Raw genomic sequence first — 18046 nt, 5'->3', positions numbered from 1 at the left:
TGAGGTGGGGAGGTGAAATAAAATAAGATTTTCCCTCCCCAGTAATGAATAATCATTTAATTTGAAGGGGGATTACTATAATCCCAGCCTCCTGTAAAAATAAAATGTTTAAAATGTATCACTCGGGTTCACCAACCCCTTATGGCTACTCACAACAAATTGAAGACGGTGAAAGAATTACTAATTTTGCCCTATTTTCAGCGGCAGCAAGTGCGGTTGAACTTTGCTTATTTGAAGGTGAAACTGAAAGCCGTTTTTCAATGATTCGTACTGAAAATGTTTGGCATCTGGCAGTGACAGGCGTACAAATCGGTACAGAATATGGTTTTCGTATTTATGGTGGACAGGCAAATCCACAGAAATTAATGCTCGATCCTTATGCGAAAGCCGTGAGCCGTAAGCCTGATTTAAGTTGCGAAGAACGTCGAGAATGGTTTTTGTTAAGTGACTCACGTGATAATGCTCACCTTGCCCCAAGAGCGGTTATTATTGAGGAAGATTTTGATTGGGGTGGCGACAAAAAACCAATGATTCCTTGGAGTGAAACAATTGTGTATGAATTGCACGTAAAGGGATTTAGTCAGTTAAATGAGAGAATTCCAACTGCTTTGCGAGGCACTTATAGTGGATTGGTTCATCCTGTTAATCTTGCCTATTTACAAGAATTAGGCATTACTGCGGTGGAATTGTTACCGGTCAATTTCTACATTAATGAGCCACATTTGCAAGAACGAGGATTACAAAATTATTGGGGCTACAATCCTCTGGCAATGTTTGCTGTAGAACCTAAATATGCCGCAACAAATAATCCGCTCACTGAATTTAAAACGATGGTGAAAACCTTTCACCAAGCCGGCATTGAAGTGATTTTAGACGTAGTTTTTAATCATTCAGCCGAATCTGAACAGCATTTCCCGACATTTTGCCAACGTGGCATTGATGATCAAACCTATTATTGGCGTAACGATAATGGACATTACATCAACTGGACAGGCTGTGGCAATATGCTGAATTTGTCCTCTGATGTGGGGCGAAAATGGGTGTTGGATTGCTTGTGTTATTGGGTGGAGCAGTGCCACGTAGATGGTTTCCGTTTTGATTTGGCAAGTGTGCTTGGACGGGATAAACCGGATTTTAATGCCTTTGCTCAACTTTTTGTAGATATTGCTAATACACCAAGTTTACAAAACATCAAACTCATTGCTGAACCTTGGGATATTGGCGATTACGGCTATCAGGTGGGACATTTTCCAAATTATTTTGCTGAATGGAATGACCGTTTCCGAGATGATCTTTGCCGTTTTTGGCTCTGGAAAAGTGGTGAGATTGGTGCATTTGCAGAACGTTTTGCCGGTTCTAGTGATCTATTTAAGAAAAATGATCGCTTACCTCATTGTTCACTCAACTTTATTACTGCTCATGATGGTTTCACCCTAAGAGATTTGGTGAGCTATAACGAAAAACATAACGAAGCAAATGGTGAGCAAAATCGGGACGGACGCAACGAAAATTACAGTTATAACCACGGTATAGAAGGCGCTACCGAAAGCCTAACAGAACCGCAAAAAAGTGCGATAGAAAATGACCGCACTTTTGCGCAAAGCGGTTTATTAATGAGTTTATTGCTGGCGAATGGCACGCCAATGTTGCTGGCCGGCGATGAGTTTGGCAATACGCAATACGGCAATAATAACGCTTATTGCCAAGATAACGATATGACTTGGCTTAAGTGGGCTGATTTTAATGAAAACTTATTTGAACTGACCAAAAAAACAATTGAATTGCGCAAAAAAATGATCAGTTTGATACGGGATCAATGGTGGTCGGATGATAACGTGCAATGGCTCAACGTTGACGGTCAACCGATGACTCTTGAAGATTGGCAAAATCGAGAAACCAAAGCATTACAGGTAGTTTTAGATAATCGTTGGCTTTTATTGATGAATGCCAAGGCGGAAGGGCAGCATTTCAGTTTGCCGAAAGGGAAATGGAAGGCTCGAGTCGGTACGCATAATTTGGCTCTCACGACACAGCGGGCAGTGCTTTCTGCCATGGGATGCAGTGTTTTGAGTAATGAATAACAAAATGTCCACAAGACCCTAAATATAATGGAGATCTTTATGAAAGCTGGCGACCTTAACAAATATGACTTAGTCAAAAATACCTTAGTGTTAATTTTAGCGGGGGGACGGGGTTCACGTTTACACGAATTAACCGATAAACGGGCTAAACCGGCCCTTTATTTTGGTGGTAACCGCCGCATTATTGATTTTGCACTTTCTAATTGTATCAATTCCGGTTTAAATCGGATTGGTGTCGTGACACAATATGCCGCTCATTCTTTGCTTCGTCATTTACAAACAGGTTGGTCATTCCTACCGCAAGAACGGGGAGAATTTGTGGATATGCTCCCGGCTCGTCAACAAATTGATGATTCCACTTGGTATCGTGGCACGGCGGATGCAGTCTATCAAAATATGGCAATTATTCGTGATCACTATCGTCCGAAATATGTCTTGATTTTAGCGGGCGACCATATTTATAAACAAGATTATAGTGTCATGTTAATGGATCACGTCAACAGTGGTGCGAAATGTACGGTTGGCTGTATTGAAGTACCTCGTTCAGAAGCTCACGAGTTTGGTGTGATGGCCGTTAATGAAAACCTAAAAGTGAAAGCCTTTGTAGAAAAACCAAAAGATCCGCCTGCGATGGTCGGTAAGCCTGATGTTTCTTTGGCTTCAATGGGGATTTATGTATTTGATGCCGATTATCTCTACGAAATGCTAGAACGTGAAGTGAATACACCGGAAACTAGCCATGATTTTGGTAAAAATGTGTTACCAAAATGTTTGGAAGAAGAAACCCTTTACGCTCATCCGTTCAGTCGTTCTTGTATGGGACGGAATACTGAGGGAGAAATTTACTGGCGTGATGTGGGTACTCTTGATAGTTTCTGGCAATCTAATATTGATTTAGTGTCTGAAAATCCGCAGCTTGATATTTATGATCAAAGCTGGCCGATTCGTGGTAACCCGACGCAGGCGTATCCGTCCAAATTTTTCTACAAACAGACGAATGTTCATCCGGTGGATAACTCACTTATCGGCGGAGGCTGCGTGATTACCGATGCCTCAATTAGTAATTCCGTGTTATTTGACCGTATTAAAGTCGATTCTTTCTCAAAAGTTGAGTATTGCGTGGTATTACCTGAGGTTCGAATTGGCAAAAATTGTGTGCTGAAAAACTGTATTATTGATCGCGATTGCCATATTCCGGACGGTATGCAAATTGGTGTGAATTTGGAAGAAGATCGTAAACGCTTCCGTATTAGCTCAACGGGTAAAGTGATTTTAGTCACGCCGAAAATGCTAAAGAAACTTGAAGGTGAAGAAATTATTTCTGAGGCTCATTTGGATTAAGCTGTGAAAAGTGCGGTTGATTTTGACCGCACTTTATTAATGTTTTCGATATTATGTCGCTGTTGTATAAAGCAGGTTGGCGACGATTATAGGAACACGCAGAGCATTCCTACAATGTCGTGAAAGTTTGTTGCTACGTAATGCCGTGATTTTGCTTTCTCTCATAAATGGATTAGAGGAAAATAGAAAAATGAAAATACTACATGTTTGCTCGGAATTTTATCCACTGTTAAAAACGGGGGGCTTGGCAGATGTATTGGGTGCTTTGCCTCAAGCGCAAAATCAAATTGGGTTGGAGGCTCGAGTCTTATTACCCGCTTATCCTGCGATTGTGGCAGGCATTCCAAATACACAGGTTGTGGCAGAATTTGATAATTTTGCCGGGCATATTGTGCTACGTTATGGTGAATACAATGGGGTTGGCGTTTATTTGATTGACGCGCCACATCTGTATCAGCGTGAAGGAAACCCTTACCACGATGTTTACTACAATGATTATGGTGATAATTATAAGCGTTTTGCATTGCTCGGTTGGGTGGGGGCAGAACTGACGACAGGTTTAGACAGTTGGTGGCGGGCTGACGTCGTTCATGCCCACGATTGGCACGCAGGGTTGTGTGCAGCGTATTTATTTAATAAAGGGCGACCGGCGAAATCTGTCTTTACCATTCATAATTTAGCTTATCAAGGGCAATTTTCTTATCATCATTTACATGAAATCGGTTTACCTTCAGGAATGTTCCATGTAGAGGGATTAGAGCTTTATGGACAGATTTCATATCTTAAAGCCGGGCTGTACTATTCTGATGCGGTAACGGCAGTGAGCCCGACTTATGCGGAAGAAATTACCACACCGGAGTTTGCCTATGGCTTGCAAGGTTTACTGAGTGGATTGAAAGTGAATAATCGTTTAGTTGGGATTCTCAATGGCGTTGATGAAACGATTTGGCATCCAAGTTGCGATAGCTATATTGCACACCGCTATAAGTTGAAATCTATGGCGGGCAAAAAGAAAAATAAGGCGGATTTACAAGCCTATTTCAATTTACCACAAGACGAACAGGCATTGGCGTTTGTTATGGTGACTCGCTTGACAGAACAAAAGGGCGTGGATTTGCTCATTGAAAGTGCCGATGAAATAGTGAAACACGGTGGGCAACTGATGATTTTGGGTTCAGGCGCACCACATTTGGAAGCCGGTATTCGCCAGCTTGCAGAAAACTATCCGCAGAATATTGCAGTGAAAATTGGTTATGATGAGACGCTTTCACATTTAATGGTTGCAGGTGGTGATGTGATTCTCGTTCCAAGTCGTTTTGAACCTTGTGGTTTAACGCAACTTTATGGATTGCAATATGGCACATTACCACTGGTGCGTAAAACGGGCGGCTTGGCTGATACGGTGGTGAATAGTACAGCCGAAAGTATTAAAAATCGTTTGGCAACAGGTTTTGTATTTGAGCTTGCTACGCCAGAAGCTCTTCGTCAAAGTTTGCAACAAGCCTTTGCGCTTTGGCAAAAACCGCGCGCTTGGTCAATGGTTCGTGCCAATGCGATGGAACAAGATTTCAGCTGGCGTAAAGCGGCCACTGAGTATTTTTCATTATATCAACGTCTATAAATTGATGAGGGGATTTCTCGTACTAATCAATTTTTCTAAATATGCACTGTTTGCGAATTATTTTTCTCAAACAGTGTGATTTTGGTTGTTTTTTGTTAAATAAAGGCTAAAATTTGTGCGTTTTGCTGTGGGGCTAATGCTTTAGTAGTCAATTAAAATAAGGATATTCAAAAAATAGATAATGTGGTTTTTTCGGATTTGACGCACTTTTAAAATACCGCTTATTTTATTGCTAAATGGAGTTTTGCGTTGTTTAGCTATCCCTCCTAACTATCAATCATTTCTACTTTTTTATTGAGGTTTATTATTATGATAATGGACAATTTTGATTCTCCATTTCTTTATAATCGTCCGGAGTTGGACGTTCAAGCATTAAAAAAATCAATTGTTTATAAGTTAATTTTTTCTATTGGCCGTTCGCCACGAGAAGCGAGCCAGCGTGATTGGCTTAATGCCACTTTATATGCTGTGCGGGATCTTGTTACCGAAGGATGGATTAGCAAGGCTCGTCAGGCTCGTGCAGATGATGCTCGTCGGGTTTATTATTTATCTATGGAATTTTTAATTGGTCGCACCCTCTCTAATGCACTGATTGCAGAAGATGTTTATAGTCTGACGAAAGAAGCCTTAAGTGAGTTAAATGTTGATTTGGAAGATATTATTTCAAAAGAGGTCGATCCCGGCTTAGGCAATGGTGGTTTGGGGCGTTTGGCCGCTTGCTTTATGGACTCAATTGCGACATTAGGTTTACCCGGTATGGGATATGGGATTCGTTATGAATACGGTATGTTTCGTCAAAAAATTGAAAATGGTCAGCAAGTTGAACGCCCTGATGCTTGGTTAGAAAAAGGTGCACCATGGGAGTTTTTACGCCCATCAAAACGATTCTATGTAGCTTTTGGTGGGAACATTCACTTCGAAGGAAAAAAATGTGTATGGAATCCACAAGAAGAAGTGACCGCACTTGCTTACGATCAAATGATTCCGGGTTATAAAAATGATTCGGCGGCGACGTTGCGTTTGTGGTCTGCCCATGGCGGGGAAAGTTTTAATCTTGAGGAATTTAATCGTGGGGAGCATTTAGCGGCGGTAGAGGCACGGGTCTCCAGCAAAAACTTGTCGCGTGTTCTTTATCCGGATGATTCAACTTGGAACGGGCGTGAACTGCGTTTGCGTCAAGAGTACTTCTTAGTTTCTGCCTCATTACAAGATATTATTCGACGACACAAATACACACACAATAATAGTCTTGAAAGTTTGGCAGATAAAGTGGCTATTCACTTAAACGATACCCATCCGGCATTAGCGATTCCGGAATTAATGCGTGTTCTGATTGATGAGGAAGGATTTGAGTGGCAAAAAGCTTGGGATATGACGCGCCGAATTTTCTCTTATACTTGTCATACCCTAATGTCAGAAGCATTGGAAACTTGGCCTGTGGAGATGATGGCAAAAGTATTACCACGTCATTTACAGATGATTTTCGACATTAACGACCATTTCTTGGAATATGTACGTACTTATATTACAACGGATAATGACTTTATTCGCCGTGTATCACTTATTGAAGAAGGCTATCAACGTAAAGTTCGAATGGGATGGTTATCTGTAGTTGGGTCGCATAAAATTAATGGTGTGGCAGCTATCCATTCCGATTTAATGGTGACATCGACTTTCGCAGATTTTGCCCGTATTTATCCGGAACGTTTTACCAATGTCACGAATGGGATTACGCCACGTCGCTGGTTAGCAGTCGCAAATCCACAGTTAGCGACATTGTTTGACAAATACATTGGCACGGAATGGCGTTGTGATCTAAGTCAAATTAAGAAGTTAGAAACCGTAGTACATGAACAGGCTTTCAAACAGGCAATTGCCGATATTAAATATACCAACAAGGTTAAACTTGCCGATTATGTTAAACAAGAACTTGGCATTGAACTGAACCCGAATGCATTATTTGATGTGCAAGTAAAACGAATTCACGAATATAAGCGTCAAATGTTGAATGTGCTACATATTATTGCCCGTTACAATGCAATGATTGCGAATCCTGAGAAAGATTGGCAACCTCGTGTGTTTATTCTGGCTGGGAAAGCCGCATCAGCTTATTATGCGGCGAAACAGACCATTCGTTTGATAAATGATGTGGCGAGAGTTATCAATAATGATGAACGTTTACAAGGCAGATTAAAAGTGGTGTTTATCCCTAATTATAGTGTAAGTCTCGCTCAACTTATCATACCGGCAGCAGATATTTCCGAACAAATTTCTCTTGCCGGGACAGAGGCCTCAGGAACCAGTAATATGAAATTTGCCCTCAATGGCGCATTGACACTTGGAACCTTGGATGGGGCAAATGTAGAAATTTTAGATAATGTTGGGGAAGATCACATCTTCATTTTTGGCAACACCGTAGAACAGGTGGAACAACTCCGTCGTGATGGCTATCGCCCGTTTGATTATTACCAAAATGATGTTGAGTTACGCACTGTCGTGGATCAAATTATCTCAGGCGTGTTTTCTCCTGAAGAGCCGCAACGTTATTTAGCATTGTTGCAAGGTTTACAATACCACGATTATTATCAAGCCTTTGCGGATTTTCGTAGCTATGTGGAAGCTCAAAATACCGTTGATGAGAAATATAAACAGCGTGATCAATGGGTTGAAAGTACTATCCAAAACATCATCAATATGGGATTCTTCTCGTCAGATAGAACAATTCTGGAATATGCGAAAAATATTTGGAAGATTGAGCCGATTAAAATCCATTAATAAAAATCCCCTAATGGGGATTTTCTTTCTTTTCATAACATAAAGTGCGGTTAATTTTAACCGCACTTTTTTGTTTAACGTCTATATCATACTGAAGTTTAAGTTTCATTATGTTGTTTATACATTGCTTCAATTTGACTGCGATAACGCTCCATAATAACTTTTCGTTTTAGTTTCAACGTTGGGGTAATTTCGCCTAACTTGATACTGAATGCCTGAGAGAGCAAGGTAAATTTTTTAACTTGTTCAAAGTGAGCCAGTTCTTTTTGTACAGTATTAATCCGTTGTTCAAACATTTTCAGAATTTCAGAGTTTTTTATCAGGTCTAGACGATCTTGATATTTAATATTTAATTGTTTGGCATATTCTTCCAAGCTATCAAAGCAAGGTACAATTAAAGCGGAGACATATTTTTTTGCATCTGCGACAATAGCGATTTGTTCAATAAACTTATCTTTGCCGATTTTACTTTCAATATATTGTGGGGCGATATATTTACCATTGGAGGTTTTCATTAATTCCTTAATGCGATCCGTAATAAAAAGATTTCCTTTTGAATCGAATTCACCGGCATCACCTGTTTTTAAGAAACCATCTTCAGTAAAGGCTTGTGCGGTTTCTTCCGGTTTTTTGTAATAACCCCTCATTACCATACCGCCACGTACGAGAATTTCGTTATTTTCGCCAATTTTGACTTCTGCTTTGGGCATTAAAGTACCGATGGAGTTTGGGTTAAATTGGTAATCGTGCCAGCATGAAATGGTTGCGGTGGTTTCTGTCATACCATAACCGAGTTTAATATTGATACCCAGACTGTGGAAAAAGAGCCCGATAGCCGGTTCTAATTTTGCTCCGCCACAAGGCATCATTTTTATTCTGCCACCGAGTAATTGGCGAAGTTTGGATAAGACAAGTTTATCAGCTAGACGATATTGTTGTTTTAACCAAAAAGGAATAGGTTTCTTTTGGGTGAATAACTCAAAACGTTTTTGCCCTATGGCAATTGCCCAGTGAAAAAGAAGTTGGCGAAGTTTTGGCGCTTTTTGTACTTTATCTAGCACTGCTGCATAAATTTTTTCATAAAAACGCGGTACTGCACACATTAGTGTTGGGCGAATCTCGTTTAAAACTGACCGCACTTGATTCGTATCTTCCAAATAGCAAAGTGTTGCGCCACGATGAAGGATATAAGCTGCCCATGCACGTTCAAAAATATGAGAAAACGGTAGGAAAGAAAGAGAAATATCTTGAGGGGTAACATCAAGAGCAAGATCATGGGTTTCTAATTGATGGGCAAGATTTGAATAATCTAACATCACGCCTTTTGGTTCGCCCGTTGTACCGGAGGTATAGATGATGGTAAATAAATCATCCATTTTTTTATTATTTAGTCGTTGGGTTAATTCAGCTTGTTGGGCGATTGATCCTAATTCGATAAATTGATCCCATGTGTAAGAGAGCGTATCTGGTTTGAGTAGAATAGTCGGTTTCATTGCGACAATTTTTTGTAATTGGGGGCAATAAGGGGCTATTTCTAAGGCTTGATCATATTGTTCTTGATCTCCAACAAATAAAATTTTTACGTCAGCGTGATTCAGTACAAACTCCGCTTGTTGTGCAGTATTGGTTGCATAAATGGGAACAGTAACCGCACGGATTTGGAGTGTTGCAATATCGGCAATTGTCCAATGAGGCATATTATGGGAGAAAATTGCAATTTTATCTTGAACTTGAATTCCGCATGCAAGTAAGGCTCGAGAGAGTTGGTTTAATTGGTTTTGGAATACAGACCAAGAGATATCTTTCCAGATACCATTTTCTTTATGGCGAAGTGCGGTTGTATTTCCCCGGTTTTTTGCTTGTTGTTGAATACGATGAATGAAATGAAGATCGAGATTCATATTAACCTTAATTTTTGATATTAATTGAGCTAACAAGTGTGCGCTAATATAAAGTTAAATGAAGTTAAAAGCCAGATAAATATTGTATTTTTTTGATTATTTTGAGTGAACTTTTGTGCAATTTGTGAAGATGATCACAATCTTATTGAGAATAAAAAACCGCTCCGAAGAGCGGTTAGGTTTTTCACTGGTTCGAGTTAGCCTTTGTAGTTGTAAACATGTGCGACTAAGTCTAATACTTTATTTGAATAACCAGCTTCGTTATCGTACCAAGATACAAGTTTTACGAAAGTATCGGTCAATGCGATACCCGCATCGGCATCAAATACGGAGGTTAGTGTGCAGCCGTTGAAGTCAGTTGAAACAACTGCATCTTCGGTATAGCCTAAAACATCTTTTAACTCACCATTGAACGTTTTACCTTCAGCTGCTTCTTTGATTGCTTGTTTGATTTGCTCATAAGTAGCTGGTTTTTCAAGGTTTACAGTTAAGTCAACAACAGAAACGTTTGGTGTTGGAACGCGGAAAGCCATACCGGTTAATTTGCCGTTTAATGCCGGTAATACTTTACCTACTGCTTTTGCCGCACCGGTTGATGATGGAATGATGTTTTGTGCCGCACCACGACCACCACGCCAGTCTTTAGCTGATGGACCGTCAACGGTTTTTTGAGTTGCAGTAGTCGCGTGAACAGTTGTCATTAAACCATCTTTAATACCGAAGGTTTCGTGAATAACACGTGCTAAAGGTGCTAAACAGTTTGTTGTACAAGATGCGTTAGAAACGATATCTTGACCTGCGTATGTATTAAAGTTTACGCCGCGTACGAACATTGGGGTAGAATCTTTAGATGGACCGGTTAAAACGACTTTTTTCGCACCGGCAGTGATGTGTTTACGTGCTGTTTCATCTGTTAAGAATAGACCAGTTGCTTCAACAGCGATATCAACACCAATGGCTCCCCAGTTCAAGTTTGCCGGATCACGTTCTGAAGTGACACGAATGGTTTTACCGTTAACCACTAAGTTACCATCTTTAACTTCAACCGTGCCATCGAAACGACCGTGAGTTGAATCATATTTCAACATATAAGCCATGTATTCAACATCAATTAAGTCATTGATACCAACAACTTCGATGTCATCACGGTGTTGTGCCGCACGGAATACAATACGACCGATACGGCCGAAACCATTAATACCAATTTTAATAGCCATAAGATTTTCACCTTTTTAGTTAAGTTAAACAAACAGTTATGTTTTAGAAACAATAATTGATTCCCAAAAACATCGGGCGGATTATAACACGAGCATTGAGATAAAACTAGAAATGGCGGTTTGTTTTTGTGATCTAGGTCAAAGTTACTTTTTTCATCTAGAAAAATTCTGGAAAAAGTGACCGCACTTTAATGCTTTTTTCAAAAAAATCGGCATAATAGATTGAAATATCTAAGAAAGGTGGATGCTATGTCTCAAGGTAATCTGTATATTCTTTCTGCGCCGAGTGGTGCAGGTAAATCCTCCCTCATTTCCGCTTTATTGGAACGGGATTCTTCTACGCCTAAGATGGTTTCTATATCTCACACGACTCGTGCTCCCCGTCCTGGAGAAATTCATGGCGTGCATTACTATTTCGTTTCTAAAGACGAATTTGAATCACTTATTGAACAAGACCTTTTTTTGGAATATGCCACCGTGTTTGGGGGTAACTATTACGGTACTTCATTGCCGGCAATTGAAGAAAATCTTGCGAAAGGTATTGATGTTTTTTTAGATATTGATTGGCAAGGTGCACAACAAATTCGTCAAAAAGTGGAAAATGTGAAAAGTATTTTTATTCTTCCTCCTTCTCTACCTGAATTGGAGAGACGCTTGGTCGGGCGGGGGCAAGATAGTGAATCGGTGATTTCTGAACGGATGGAAAAAGCAAAGAATGAAATTTCGCATTATGACGAATATGATTATGTCATCGTTAATGACAATTTTGAGCAAGCTTTAGCTGATTTGCAGAGCATTTTACATGCCGAGCGCTTGACGAAATCTTATCAACGCATAGAAAATGCGGGCTTAATTCATCAACTACTAGATAAATAATATGAGATTTAGTATGATGTTTCCCCTTTATATCCCTTATTTTTAGATGAATCGGAGTAGAATATGGCGCGAGTTACAGTGCAAGATGCAGTAGAAAAAATTGGCAACCGTTTTGATTTAATTTTAACCGCCGCACGTCGTGCAAGACAATTACAGTTACATCAGCGTGATCCATTAGTTCCTGAAGATAATGACAAACCAACGGTTATTGCGTTGCGTGAAATTGAAAAGGGGCTCATTTCTAACGATATTATGGATGCGCAGGAACATCAAGATATTACAGCAATCCAGCATGCTGAAGATGCTGCTGTAGCATTAATTACGGAATAATTATCTTAAAAGTGCGGTTATTTTTAACCGCATTTGTCCAAATCTATTCATTCAATATGAACAAGTTAGGTGTCCTTTGGAACTGTTTGCAGATTTAAATCGAATCATTCAAGGGTATTTACCCGCAGATAAAATTGAATTAGTCAAACGTGCATTTATGATCGCAAGAGATGGGCACGAAGGGCAGTTCCGATCAAGTGGCGAACCTTATATTACCCACCCTGTGGCTGTCGCCTCCATTATTGCTCAAATGCATCTTGATCACGAAGCCGTTATGGCCGCATTGTTACATGATGTTATTGAAGATACGCCTTACACAGAGACACAACTCCGTGCCGAATTTGGTACTAGTGTTGCCGAGATAGTCGATGGCGTTTCTAAACTTGATAAGCTCAAATTCCGTACTCGTCAAGAAGCGCAAGTCGAAAATTTTCGTAAAATGATTTTGGCGATGACCCGTGATATTCGAGTGGTGTTAATTAAACTTGCTGATCGAACGCATAATATGCGAACACTGGGAGCTCTTCGTCCTGATAAACGTCGTCGTATTGCGAAAGAAACATTGGAGATTTATTGTCCGCTCGCCCATCGTTTGGGGATTGAGCATATTAAAAATGAACTCGAAGATTTATCTTTTAAGGCGATGTACCCATACCGTTACGAAGTATTGAAAAAATTGGTGGAAGTGGCACGTAATAATCGCCAAGATCTTATTGAACGGATTTCCAATGAAATCAAAGTGCGGTTGGAAAATGCAGGGATTTTTGCACGTGTGTGGGGACGGGAAAGACATCTCTATAAAATCTACCAAAAAATGCGGGCAAAAGATCAAGAATTCCACTCCATTATGGATATTTATGCCTTTCGTATTATTGTCAAAACAATAGATGATTGTTACCGCGCATTGGGGCAAATACACAATCTCTATAAACCTCGCCCTGGACGTGTGAAAGATTATATTGCTGTACCAAAAGCGAATGGCTATCAATCGTTACAGACCTCAATGATTGGGCCTCACGGGGTGCCGGTAGAAGTTCATATCCATACGGAAGATATGGAACAAGTGGCAGAAATGGGGGTAACGGCATATTGGGGGGATAAAGAAAACGGTAAAAATGACAGCACCACCGCCCAGATTCGAGCGCAACGTTGGTTACAAAATTTAGTCGAAATTCAACAGAGTGTGGGCAATTCTTTTGAGTTTATTGAGAATGTCAAATCAGAGTTTTTCCCGAAAGAAATTTTTGTATTTACGCCTAAAGGTCGGATTGTTGAACTACCTAAAGGCGCAACTGCTGTCGATTTTGCTTACGCAGTGCATTCGGATGTGGGGAATACTTGTGTCGGGGTAACAGTTGAACATAAACCTTATTCGTTATCAAAAGCATTGGAGTCAGGTCAAACGGTAAAAATTATTACTGATCCTAATGCTCATCCGGAAGCGGGATGGTTGAATTTTGTGGTGACAGCGCGTGCAAAAACCCGTATTCGCCATTATTTGAAACAACGTTGTGCCGATGATGCGATAAAACTGGGTAAAACAGAACTAAATTCAGCTTTACAGCCGCATATCTTGGACAATCTCTCGCCACAGCAAATTCAATTTACGCTAGAGAAGCTAAAACTTTCTTCTTTTGATGAATTATTACGTGAAATTGGCTTAGGAAACCTATTAGCCTCAGTGGTTGCACATCAATTAATCAATGAACAAATTGAGACTGATGTGGAGGGGCACACGAAAAATCACAGCAATACATTAATGATTTCTCCGTCTCTGATGGCAAACACACAATTTGCACAATGTTGCCATCCTATCCCTGGTGATCCAATTGTTGGACATAGTGCGGTTCACAGTGGTGTCGTAATACATCATTACCAATGCAGTAATCTTAAAAATACCCATCACTTAGTACAAGCTAAGTGGGAAAATGTACCAAGTGCGGTCAATTTTGAGGCAGAATTACGAGTGGAGATTTTAAATGAACAGAGTGCACTTCCGAGTTTGATGACAGCGATCACTACAAGTGAAGGAGGGATTCAAAATATTTGGACGGAAGAACTAGAAAATTCACTGTTGCTTGTGATTTTGCAAGTCAGTGTGAAAGATTTAAAACATCTTGGAAATGTTTTACACCGTATTAAGGGGATTACCGGTGTCGTGAGTGTAAAACGAAATATTAATGCCTAATAATGAACTATGAGCCTTTCATTGCTTGATGCCATTCCTCTCACAACACTTTCCGGCGTAGGGGCGGCAGTCTCAGCCAAACTTAGTAAAATAGGCATTAATCATTTGCAAGATTTACTTTTTCATTTGCCCATTCGTTATGAGGATCGCACACGAATTACGCCCATCGCGCATCTTCGCCCCGAACAGTATTTTACCATTGAAGGAATCGTACAAACCACGGAAGTGACGTTTGGGCGTCGCCCTATTTTGTTGGTCAGTCTATCAGATGGGACATCGAAAATTATGTTGCGTTTTTTCAATTTTAATGCCGGAATGCGTAACAGTTTTCAATTAGGCGTGCGTGTCAAAGCCTTTGGGGAAGTAAAACGTGGTCGCCATATGCCGGAAATTCATCATCCGGAATACCAGATTATTCGGGATAATTCACCTCTTGTTTTAGAAGAAACGCTCACCCCTATTTATTCTACCACTGAGGGATTAAAGCAAAATTCATTACGAAAGTTGACGGATCAGGCTTTGGCTTTACTGGATAAAATACAGATTGCGGAAATTTTGCCTCCGGAATTTAATCCTCATCAATTTAGCTTGAAAGAAGCACTTCATTTATTGCATCGCCCACCGCCTGAGATTTCTCTAGAAATGCTTGAGCAGGGTAAACATCCCGCACAACAGCGTTTAATTTTTGAAGAATTGCTTGCTCATAATCTGGCAATGCAAAAAGTGCGGTTAGGTACACAACAGTTTTTGGCATTACCGTTGCGTGAGCAAACAGATTTAAAACAGCGCTTTCTCGCGAGTTTGCCTTTTCAACCAACCAATGCCCAAAAACGTGTGGTAGAAGAGATAAAGTTGGATTTGGGAAAAAACTACCCAATGATGCGTTTAGTTCAAGGTGATGTGGGATCGGGAAAAACTTTAGTGGCTGCACTTGCTGCATTAATAGCAATGGATAATGGCAAGCAAGTGGCGTTAATGGCACCCACAGAAATTTTAGCCGAACAACACGCTAATAATTTCCGTCAATGGTTTGAACCTTTTGGTATTGATGTTGCTTGGTTGGCTGGAAAAGTAAAAGGTAAAGCGCGCCAGACTGTTCTAGAAAAAATTCAAAATGGTTCAGCTCAAATGGTGGTTGGTACGCATGCACTTTTTCAAGAGGACGTAGAATTTGCCGATCTTGCTTTTATTATCATTGATGAGCAGCATCGTTTCGGTGTGCATCAGCGTTTAATGTTACGAGAAAAAGGGGAAAAAGCCGGGGTTTATCCCCACCAGTTAATTATGACGGCGACACCTATCCCAAGAACCTTGGCAATGACAGTATATGCTGATTTAGATACCTCAATCATTGATGAATTACCCCCTGGACGTACGCCTATTACGACAGTGGTTATTTCGGAAGAACGACGGGATGAAATTGTTGAGCGAGTAAAAAAAGCTTGTCTTAATGAAAAACGTCAAGCGTATTGGGTATGTACTTTAATTGATGAATCGGAAGTATTGGAAGCACAAGCAGCGGAAGCGATTTGGGAAGAGTTAACCAAGGCATTACCCATGTTAAACATTGGTTTAGTACATGGGAGAATGAAACCGCAAGAAAAACAAGATGTCATGACGCAGTTTAAAAATGCTGAGCTGGATTTATTAGTCGCGACGACGGTGATTGAAGTTGGTGTTGATGTACCCAATGCAAGTTTAATGATTATTGAAAATGCCGAACGATTGGGTTTATCACAACTTCATCAATTGCGTGGGCGTGTTGGGCGAGGGAGTACGGCCTCTTTTTGTGTTTTGATGTATAAACCGCCATTGGGAAAAATCTCACAAAAACGCTTGCAGGTACTGCGTGATAGTCAAGACGGTTTTATGATTTCTGAGAAAGACTTAGAGATTAGAGGGCCGGGAGAGGTATTGGGAACAAAGCAAACGGGTATTGCGACCTTTAAAGTGGCGAACTTAATGCGGGATCGTAAAATGATTCCAATGGTACAAACTTATGCTAAGCAACTAATTCAAAAATACCCGGATATCGCAGATTGTCTGATTAAACGTTGGTTGAATAATCGTGAGATTTATAGCAATGCCTGATTCTATTTTTGCTGATTTAAACTGGCAAGAGGAGGATTCCTCACAGATCAAGAGTCTCCCTCTTTCAACTCAATCTTGGTTGTTTGACAAACAATCACTGAGCCTTAAATTAAAACAAATCTGTGAGCAATTTGAAGTCAAAGTGCGGTCAGAAAAATGGATAGAAAATCTATTTGAAAGTGAGGCAACGCTCTTGCCTGCTGATGACTATTTATGTCGAGAAGTAGTACTATTTTGTGATGGTCATCCATGGGTCGAAGCTCGAACCCTTATTTCTAAAGGCTTGCTATCTTATCACCGAAATTTATCAAACTTAGGCAATAAACCTATTGGTGAATGGTTATTTCAACAAGTGACAAATAGAGAGTTAATTCAATGGTCACAAGATCCGCAGAGCGGATTATATGCTAGACGTTCCTTATTTTTAATCGAAAAAATGCCGTTGTTAATCAGCGAGCTTTTCCTTGAGAACAGACTTATAACTGAATACAATGACACAAATTTTTTGTCAAATTGATTATGGATATTCAAGTACAACCTACAATTCTTTTTTTTGATTCTGGTGTTGGTGGCTTTAGCGTTTATCGTGAAGTCAAGAAACTTTTACCTGACTATCAGTACTTATATTGCTTTGATAATGAATATTTTCCTTACTCCGAGAAATCTGAAGAAGAAATTATCGAACGCACGCTCAAAATCTGTCAGCATCTTGATCAGATATATCCTTTAGATCTTATTGTTATCGCCTGTAATACCGCAAGTACTGCTGCATTGCCTTCACTACGTAAATATTTTTCTATCCCAATCGTTGGCACAGTGCCGGCAATAAAACCGGCAGCAGAGAAAACGATAACAAAACATATTGGATTGTTAGCAACAAAGGGAACGGTAAAACGAAAATATTTATCTGATTTAGTTGATAAATATGCAGCAGATTGCTGCGTAGAAAAAATTGGTAGTACGAAATTGGTAGAACTAACAGAGCGTAAATTACACGGCTATCCTATTGATTTAGATGAAATTAAGTCCGAATTAGTTGCTTGGGAAAAAATGGAAGATTTAGATTGCGTTGTTTTAGGATGTACACATTTTCCTCTAATCAAATCAGAACTCCAGCAATGTTTACCACAAGTCACGCATTTTATTGATTCAGGGGTTGCCATCGCAAAACGTGTGGAGTTTTTGCTTCGTGATGTAAAAGTGCGGTCAAAAAATCAAATCATTAATCAGGTATTTTGTATAAAACCTCTCTTAGAGGGCGATGGATTACGAAAGTTAATTTATTCTTTAGGATTTGAAACTCTGAACTTATTGAATATTTAGTCGTTAAACGATGATATTTGGGAATAAATTTGATAAAAAATAATCAATCAAAATGTTTTTACAAAAATTTTAAAAAAAAGAGTTGCAAAGAATTAAAAAATTCCTATAATGCACCTCACACAACGACGCGCTGTTGTGAAAGATATGAATTTTGCAGTGCGTCGTTATTTTTTGTTCTTTAACAACGAATCAGACAATCTGTGTGGGCACTTGTTGATTGACTTATTAAAATATTTTAATTTTGAAGTCTTAATAGGTGCTGAAACTAGAAATTCATATTACTTTAAGTGATGTATTATTAT

Annotated in this window: 12 protein-coding genes; 10 read left to right on the top strand and 2 right to left on the bottom strand. The window is 39.8% G+C overall.

Features of this window, described 5'->3' with window-relative positions:
• The first annotated feature begins 104 nt into the window (after positions 1-104).
• From glgX to E4T92_RS10410, 4 genes are all read left to right on the top strand, one after another.
• A complete protein-coding gene (glgX, locus tag E4T92_RS10425) occupies positions 105-2081 on the top strand; it encodes a glycogen debranching protein GlgX (RefSeq protein ID WP_135094717.1) in 1977 nt (658 codons plus the stop codon).
• 39 nt (positions 2082-2120) lie between these two features.
• Positions 2121-3422: a glucose-1-phosphate adenylyltransferase gene (gene glgC, locus E4T92_RS10420; protein WP_077543051.1), complete on the top strand. Its 1302-nt coding sequence runs from the start codon at positions 2121-2123 to the stop codon at positions 3420-3422.
• A gap of 190 nt (positions 3423-3612) precedes the next feature.
• Entirely contained in the window at positions 3613-5043 is a 1431-nt protein-coding gene (gene glgA / locus E4T92_RS10415; protein ID WP_135094715.1) for a glycogen synthase GlgA, read from the top strand.
• 309 nt (positions 5044-5352) lie between these two features.
• Complete coding sequence (locus E4T92_RS10410; RefSeq protein WP_135094713.1) at positions 5353-7818, top strand: glycogen/starch/alpha-glucan phosphorylase; 2466 nt, start codon at positions 5353-5355, stop codon at positions 7816-7818.
• Positions 7819-7916: 98 nt separating this feature from the next.
• Here the strand turns inward: E4T92_RS10410 and E4T92_RS10405 are convergent, their stop codons facing one another.
• Together E4T92_RS10405 and gap are read right to left on the bottom strand one after the other, a co-directional pair.
• A complete protein-coding gene (locus tag E4T92_RS10405) occupies positions 7917-9719 on the bottom strand; it encodes a long-chain fatty acid--CoA ligase (RefSeq protein WP_077543048.1) in 1803 nt (600 codons plus the stop codon).
• A gap of 197 nt (positions 9720-9916) precedes the next feature.
• Entirely contained in the window at positions 9917-10936 is a 1020-nt protein-coding gene (gene gap, locus E4T92_RS10400) for a type I glyceraldehyde-3-phosphate dehydrogenase (RefSeq protein WP_077543047.1), read from the bottom strand.
• A gap of 249 nt (positions 10937-11185) precedes the next feature.
• On the opposite strand from gap, the gene gmk reads away from it, so the two are divergent.
• From gmk to murI, 6 genes are all read left to right on the top strand, one after another.
• Positions 11186-11812 (top strand): guanylate kinase, encoded by a 627-nt coding sequence (gene gmk / locus E4T92_RS10395; RefSeq protein WP_077543046.1) that lies wholly within the window; start codon positions 11186-11188, stop codon positions 11810-11812.
• Between the two features lie 63 nt (positions 11813-11875).
• A complete protein-coding gene (rpoZ, locus tag E4T92_RS10390) occupies positions 11876-12142 on the top strand; it encodes a DNA-directed RNA polymerase subunit omega (RefSeq protein ID WP_077543045.1) in 267 nt (88 codons plus the stop codon).
• 76 nt (positions 12143-12218) lie between these two features.
• Positions 12219-14330, top strand: a complete 2112-nt coding sequence (spoT, locus tag E4T92_RS10385; RefSeq protein ID WP_135094710.1) for a bifunctional GTP diphosphokinase/guanosine-3',5'-bis pyrophosphate 3'-pyrophosphohydrolase — start codon at positions 12219-12221, stop codon at positions 14328-14330.
• Positions 14331-14339: 9 nt separating this feature from the next.
• Positions 14340-16421, top strand: a complete 2082-nt coding sequence (gene recG, locus E4T92_RS10380) for an ATP-dependent DNA helicase RecG (protein WP_135094708.1) — start codon at positions 14340-14342, stop codon at positions 16419-16421.
• Positions 16414-16938: a chorismate lyase gene (locus E4T92_RS10375; protein WP_135094706.1), complete on the top strand. Its 525-nt coding sequence runs from the start codon at positions 16414-16416 to the stop codon at positions 16936-16938. Before recG ends, E4T92_RS10375 begins: the two co-directional genes overlap by 8 nt.
• A gap of 2 nt (positions 16939-16940) precedes the next feature.
• Complete coding sequence (gene murI / locus E4T92_RS10370; RefSeq protein ID WP_135094704.1) at positions 16941-17744, top strand: glutamate racemase; 804 nt, start codon at positions 16941-16943, stop codon at positions 17742-17744.
• The last annotated feature ends 302 nt before the right edge of the window (positions 17745-18046 follow it).

It is taken from the genome of Pasteurella sp. WM03 (genome assembly GCF_004570945.1).
Classification (GTDB): domain Bacteria; phylum Pseudomonadota; class Gammaproteobacteria; order Enterobacterales; family Pasteurellaceae; genus Rodentibacter.
This window is presented reverse-complemented; position numbering and strand designations above follow the sequence as displayed.

Coding starts and splice junctions, on each gene's coding strand:
- glgX (WP_135094717.1), top strand. CDS start 105: ATGTTTAAAATGTATCACTCGGGTTCACCAACCCCTTATGGCTACTCA.
- glgC (WP_077543051.1), top strand. CDS start 2,121: ATGAAAGCTGGCGACCTTAACAAATATGACTTAGTCAAAAATACCTTA.
- glgA (WP_135094715.1), top strand. CDS start 3,613: ATGAAAATACTACATGTTTGCTCGGAATTTTATCCACTGTTAAAAACG.
- E4T92_RS10410 (WP_135094713.1), top strand. CDS start 5,353: ATGATAATGGACAATTTTGATTCTCCATTTCTTTATAATCGTCCGGAG.
- E4T92_RS10405 (WP_077543048.1), bottom strand. CDS start 9,719: ATGAATCTCGATCTTCATTTCATTCATCGTATTCAACAACAAGCAAAA.
- gap (WP_077543047.1), bottom strand. CDS start 10,936: ATGGCTATTAAAATTGGTATTAATGGTTTCGGCCGTATCGGTCGTATT.
- gmk (WP_077543046.1), top strand. CDS start 11,186: ATGTCTCAAGGTAATCTGTATATTCTTTCTGCGCCGAGTGGTGCAGGT.
- rpoZ (WP_077543045.1), top strand. CDS start 11,876: ATGGCGCGAGTTACAGTGCAAGATGCAGTAGAAAAAATTGGCAACCGT.
- recG (WP_135094708.1), top strand. CDS start 14,340: ATGAGCCTTTCATTGCTTGATGCCATTCCTCTCACAACACTTTCCGGC.
- E4T92_RS10375 (WP_135094706.1), top strand. CDS start 16,414: ATGCCTGATTCTATTTTTGCTGATTTAAACTGGCAAGAGGAGGATTCC.
- murI (WP_135094704.1), top strand. CDS start 16,941: ATGGATATTCAAGTACAACCTACAATTCTTTTTTTTGATTCTGGTGTT.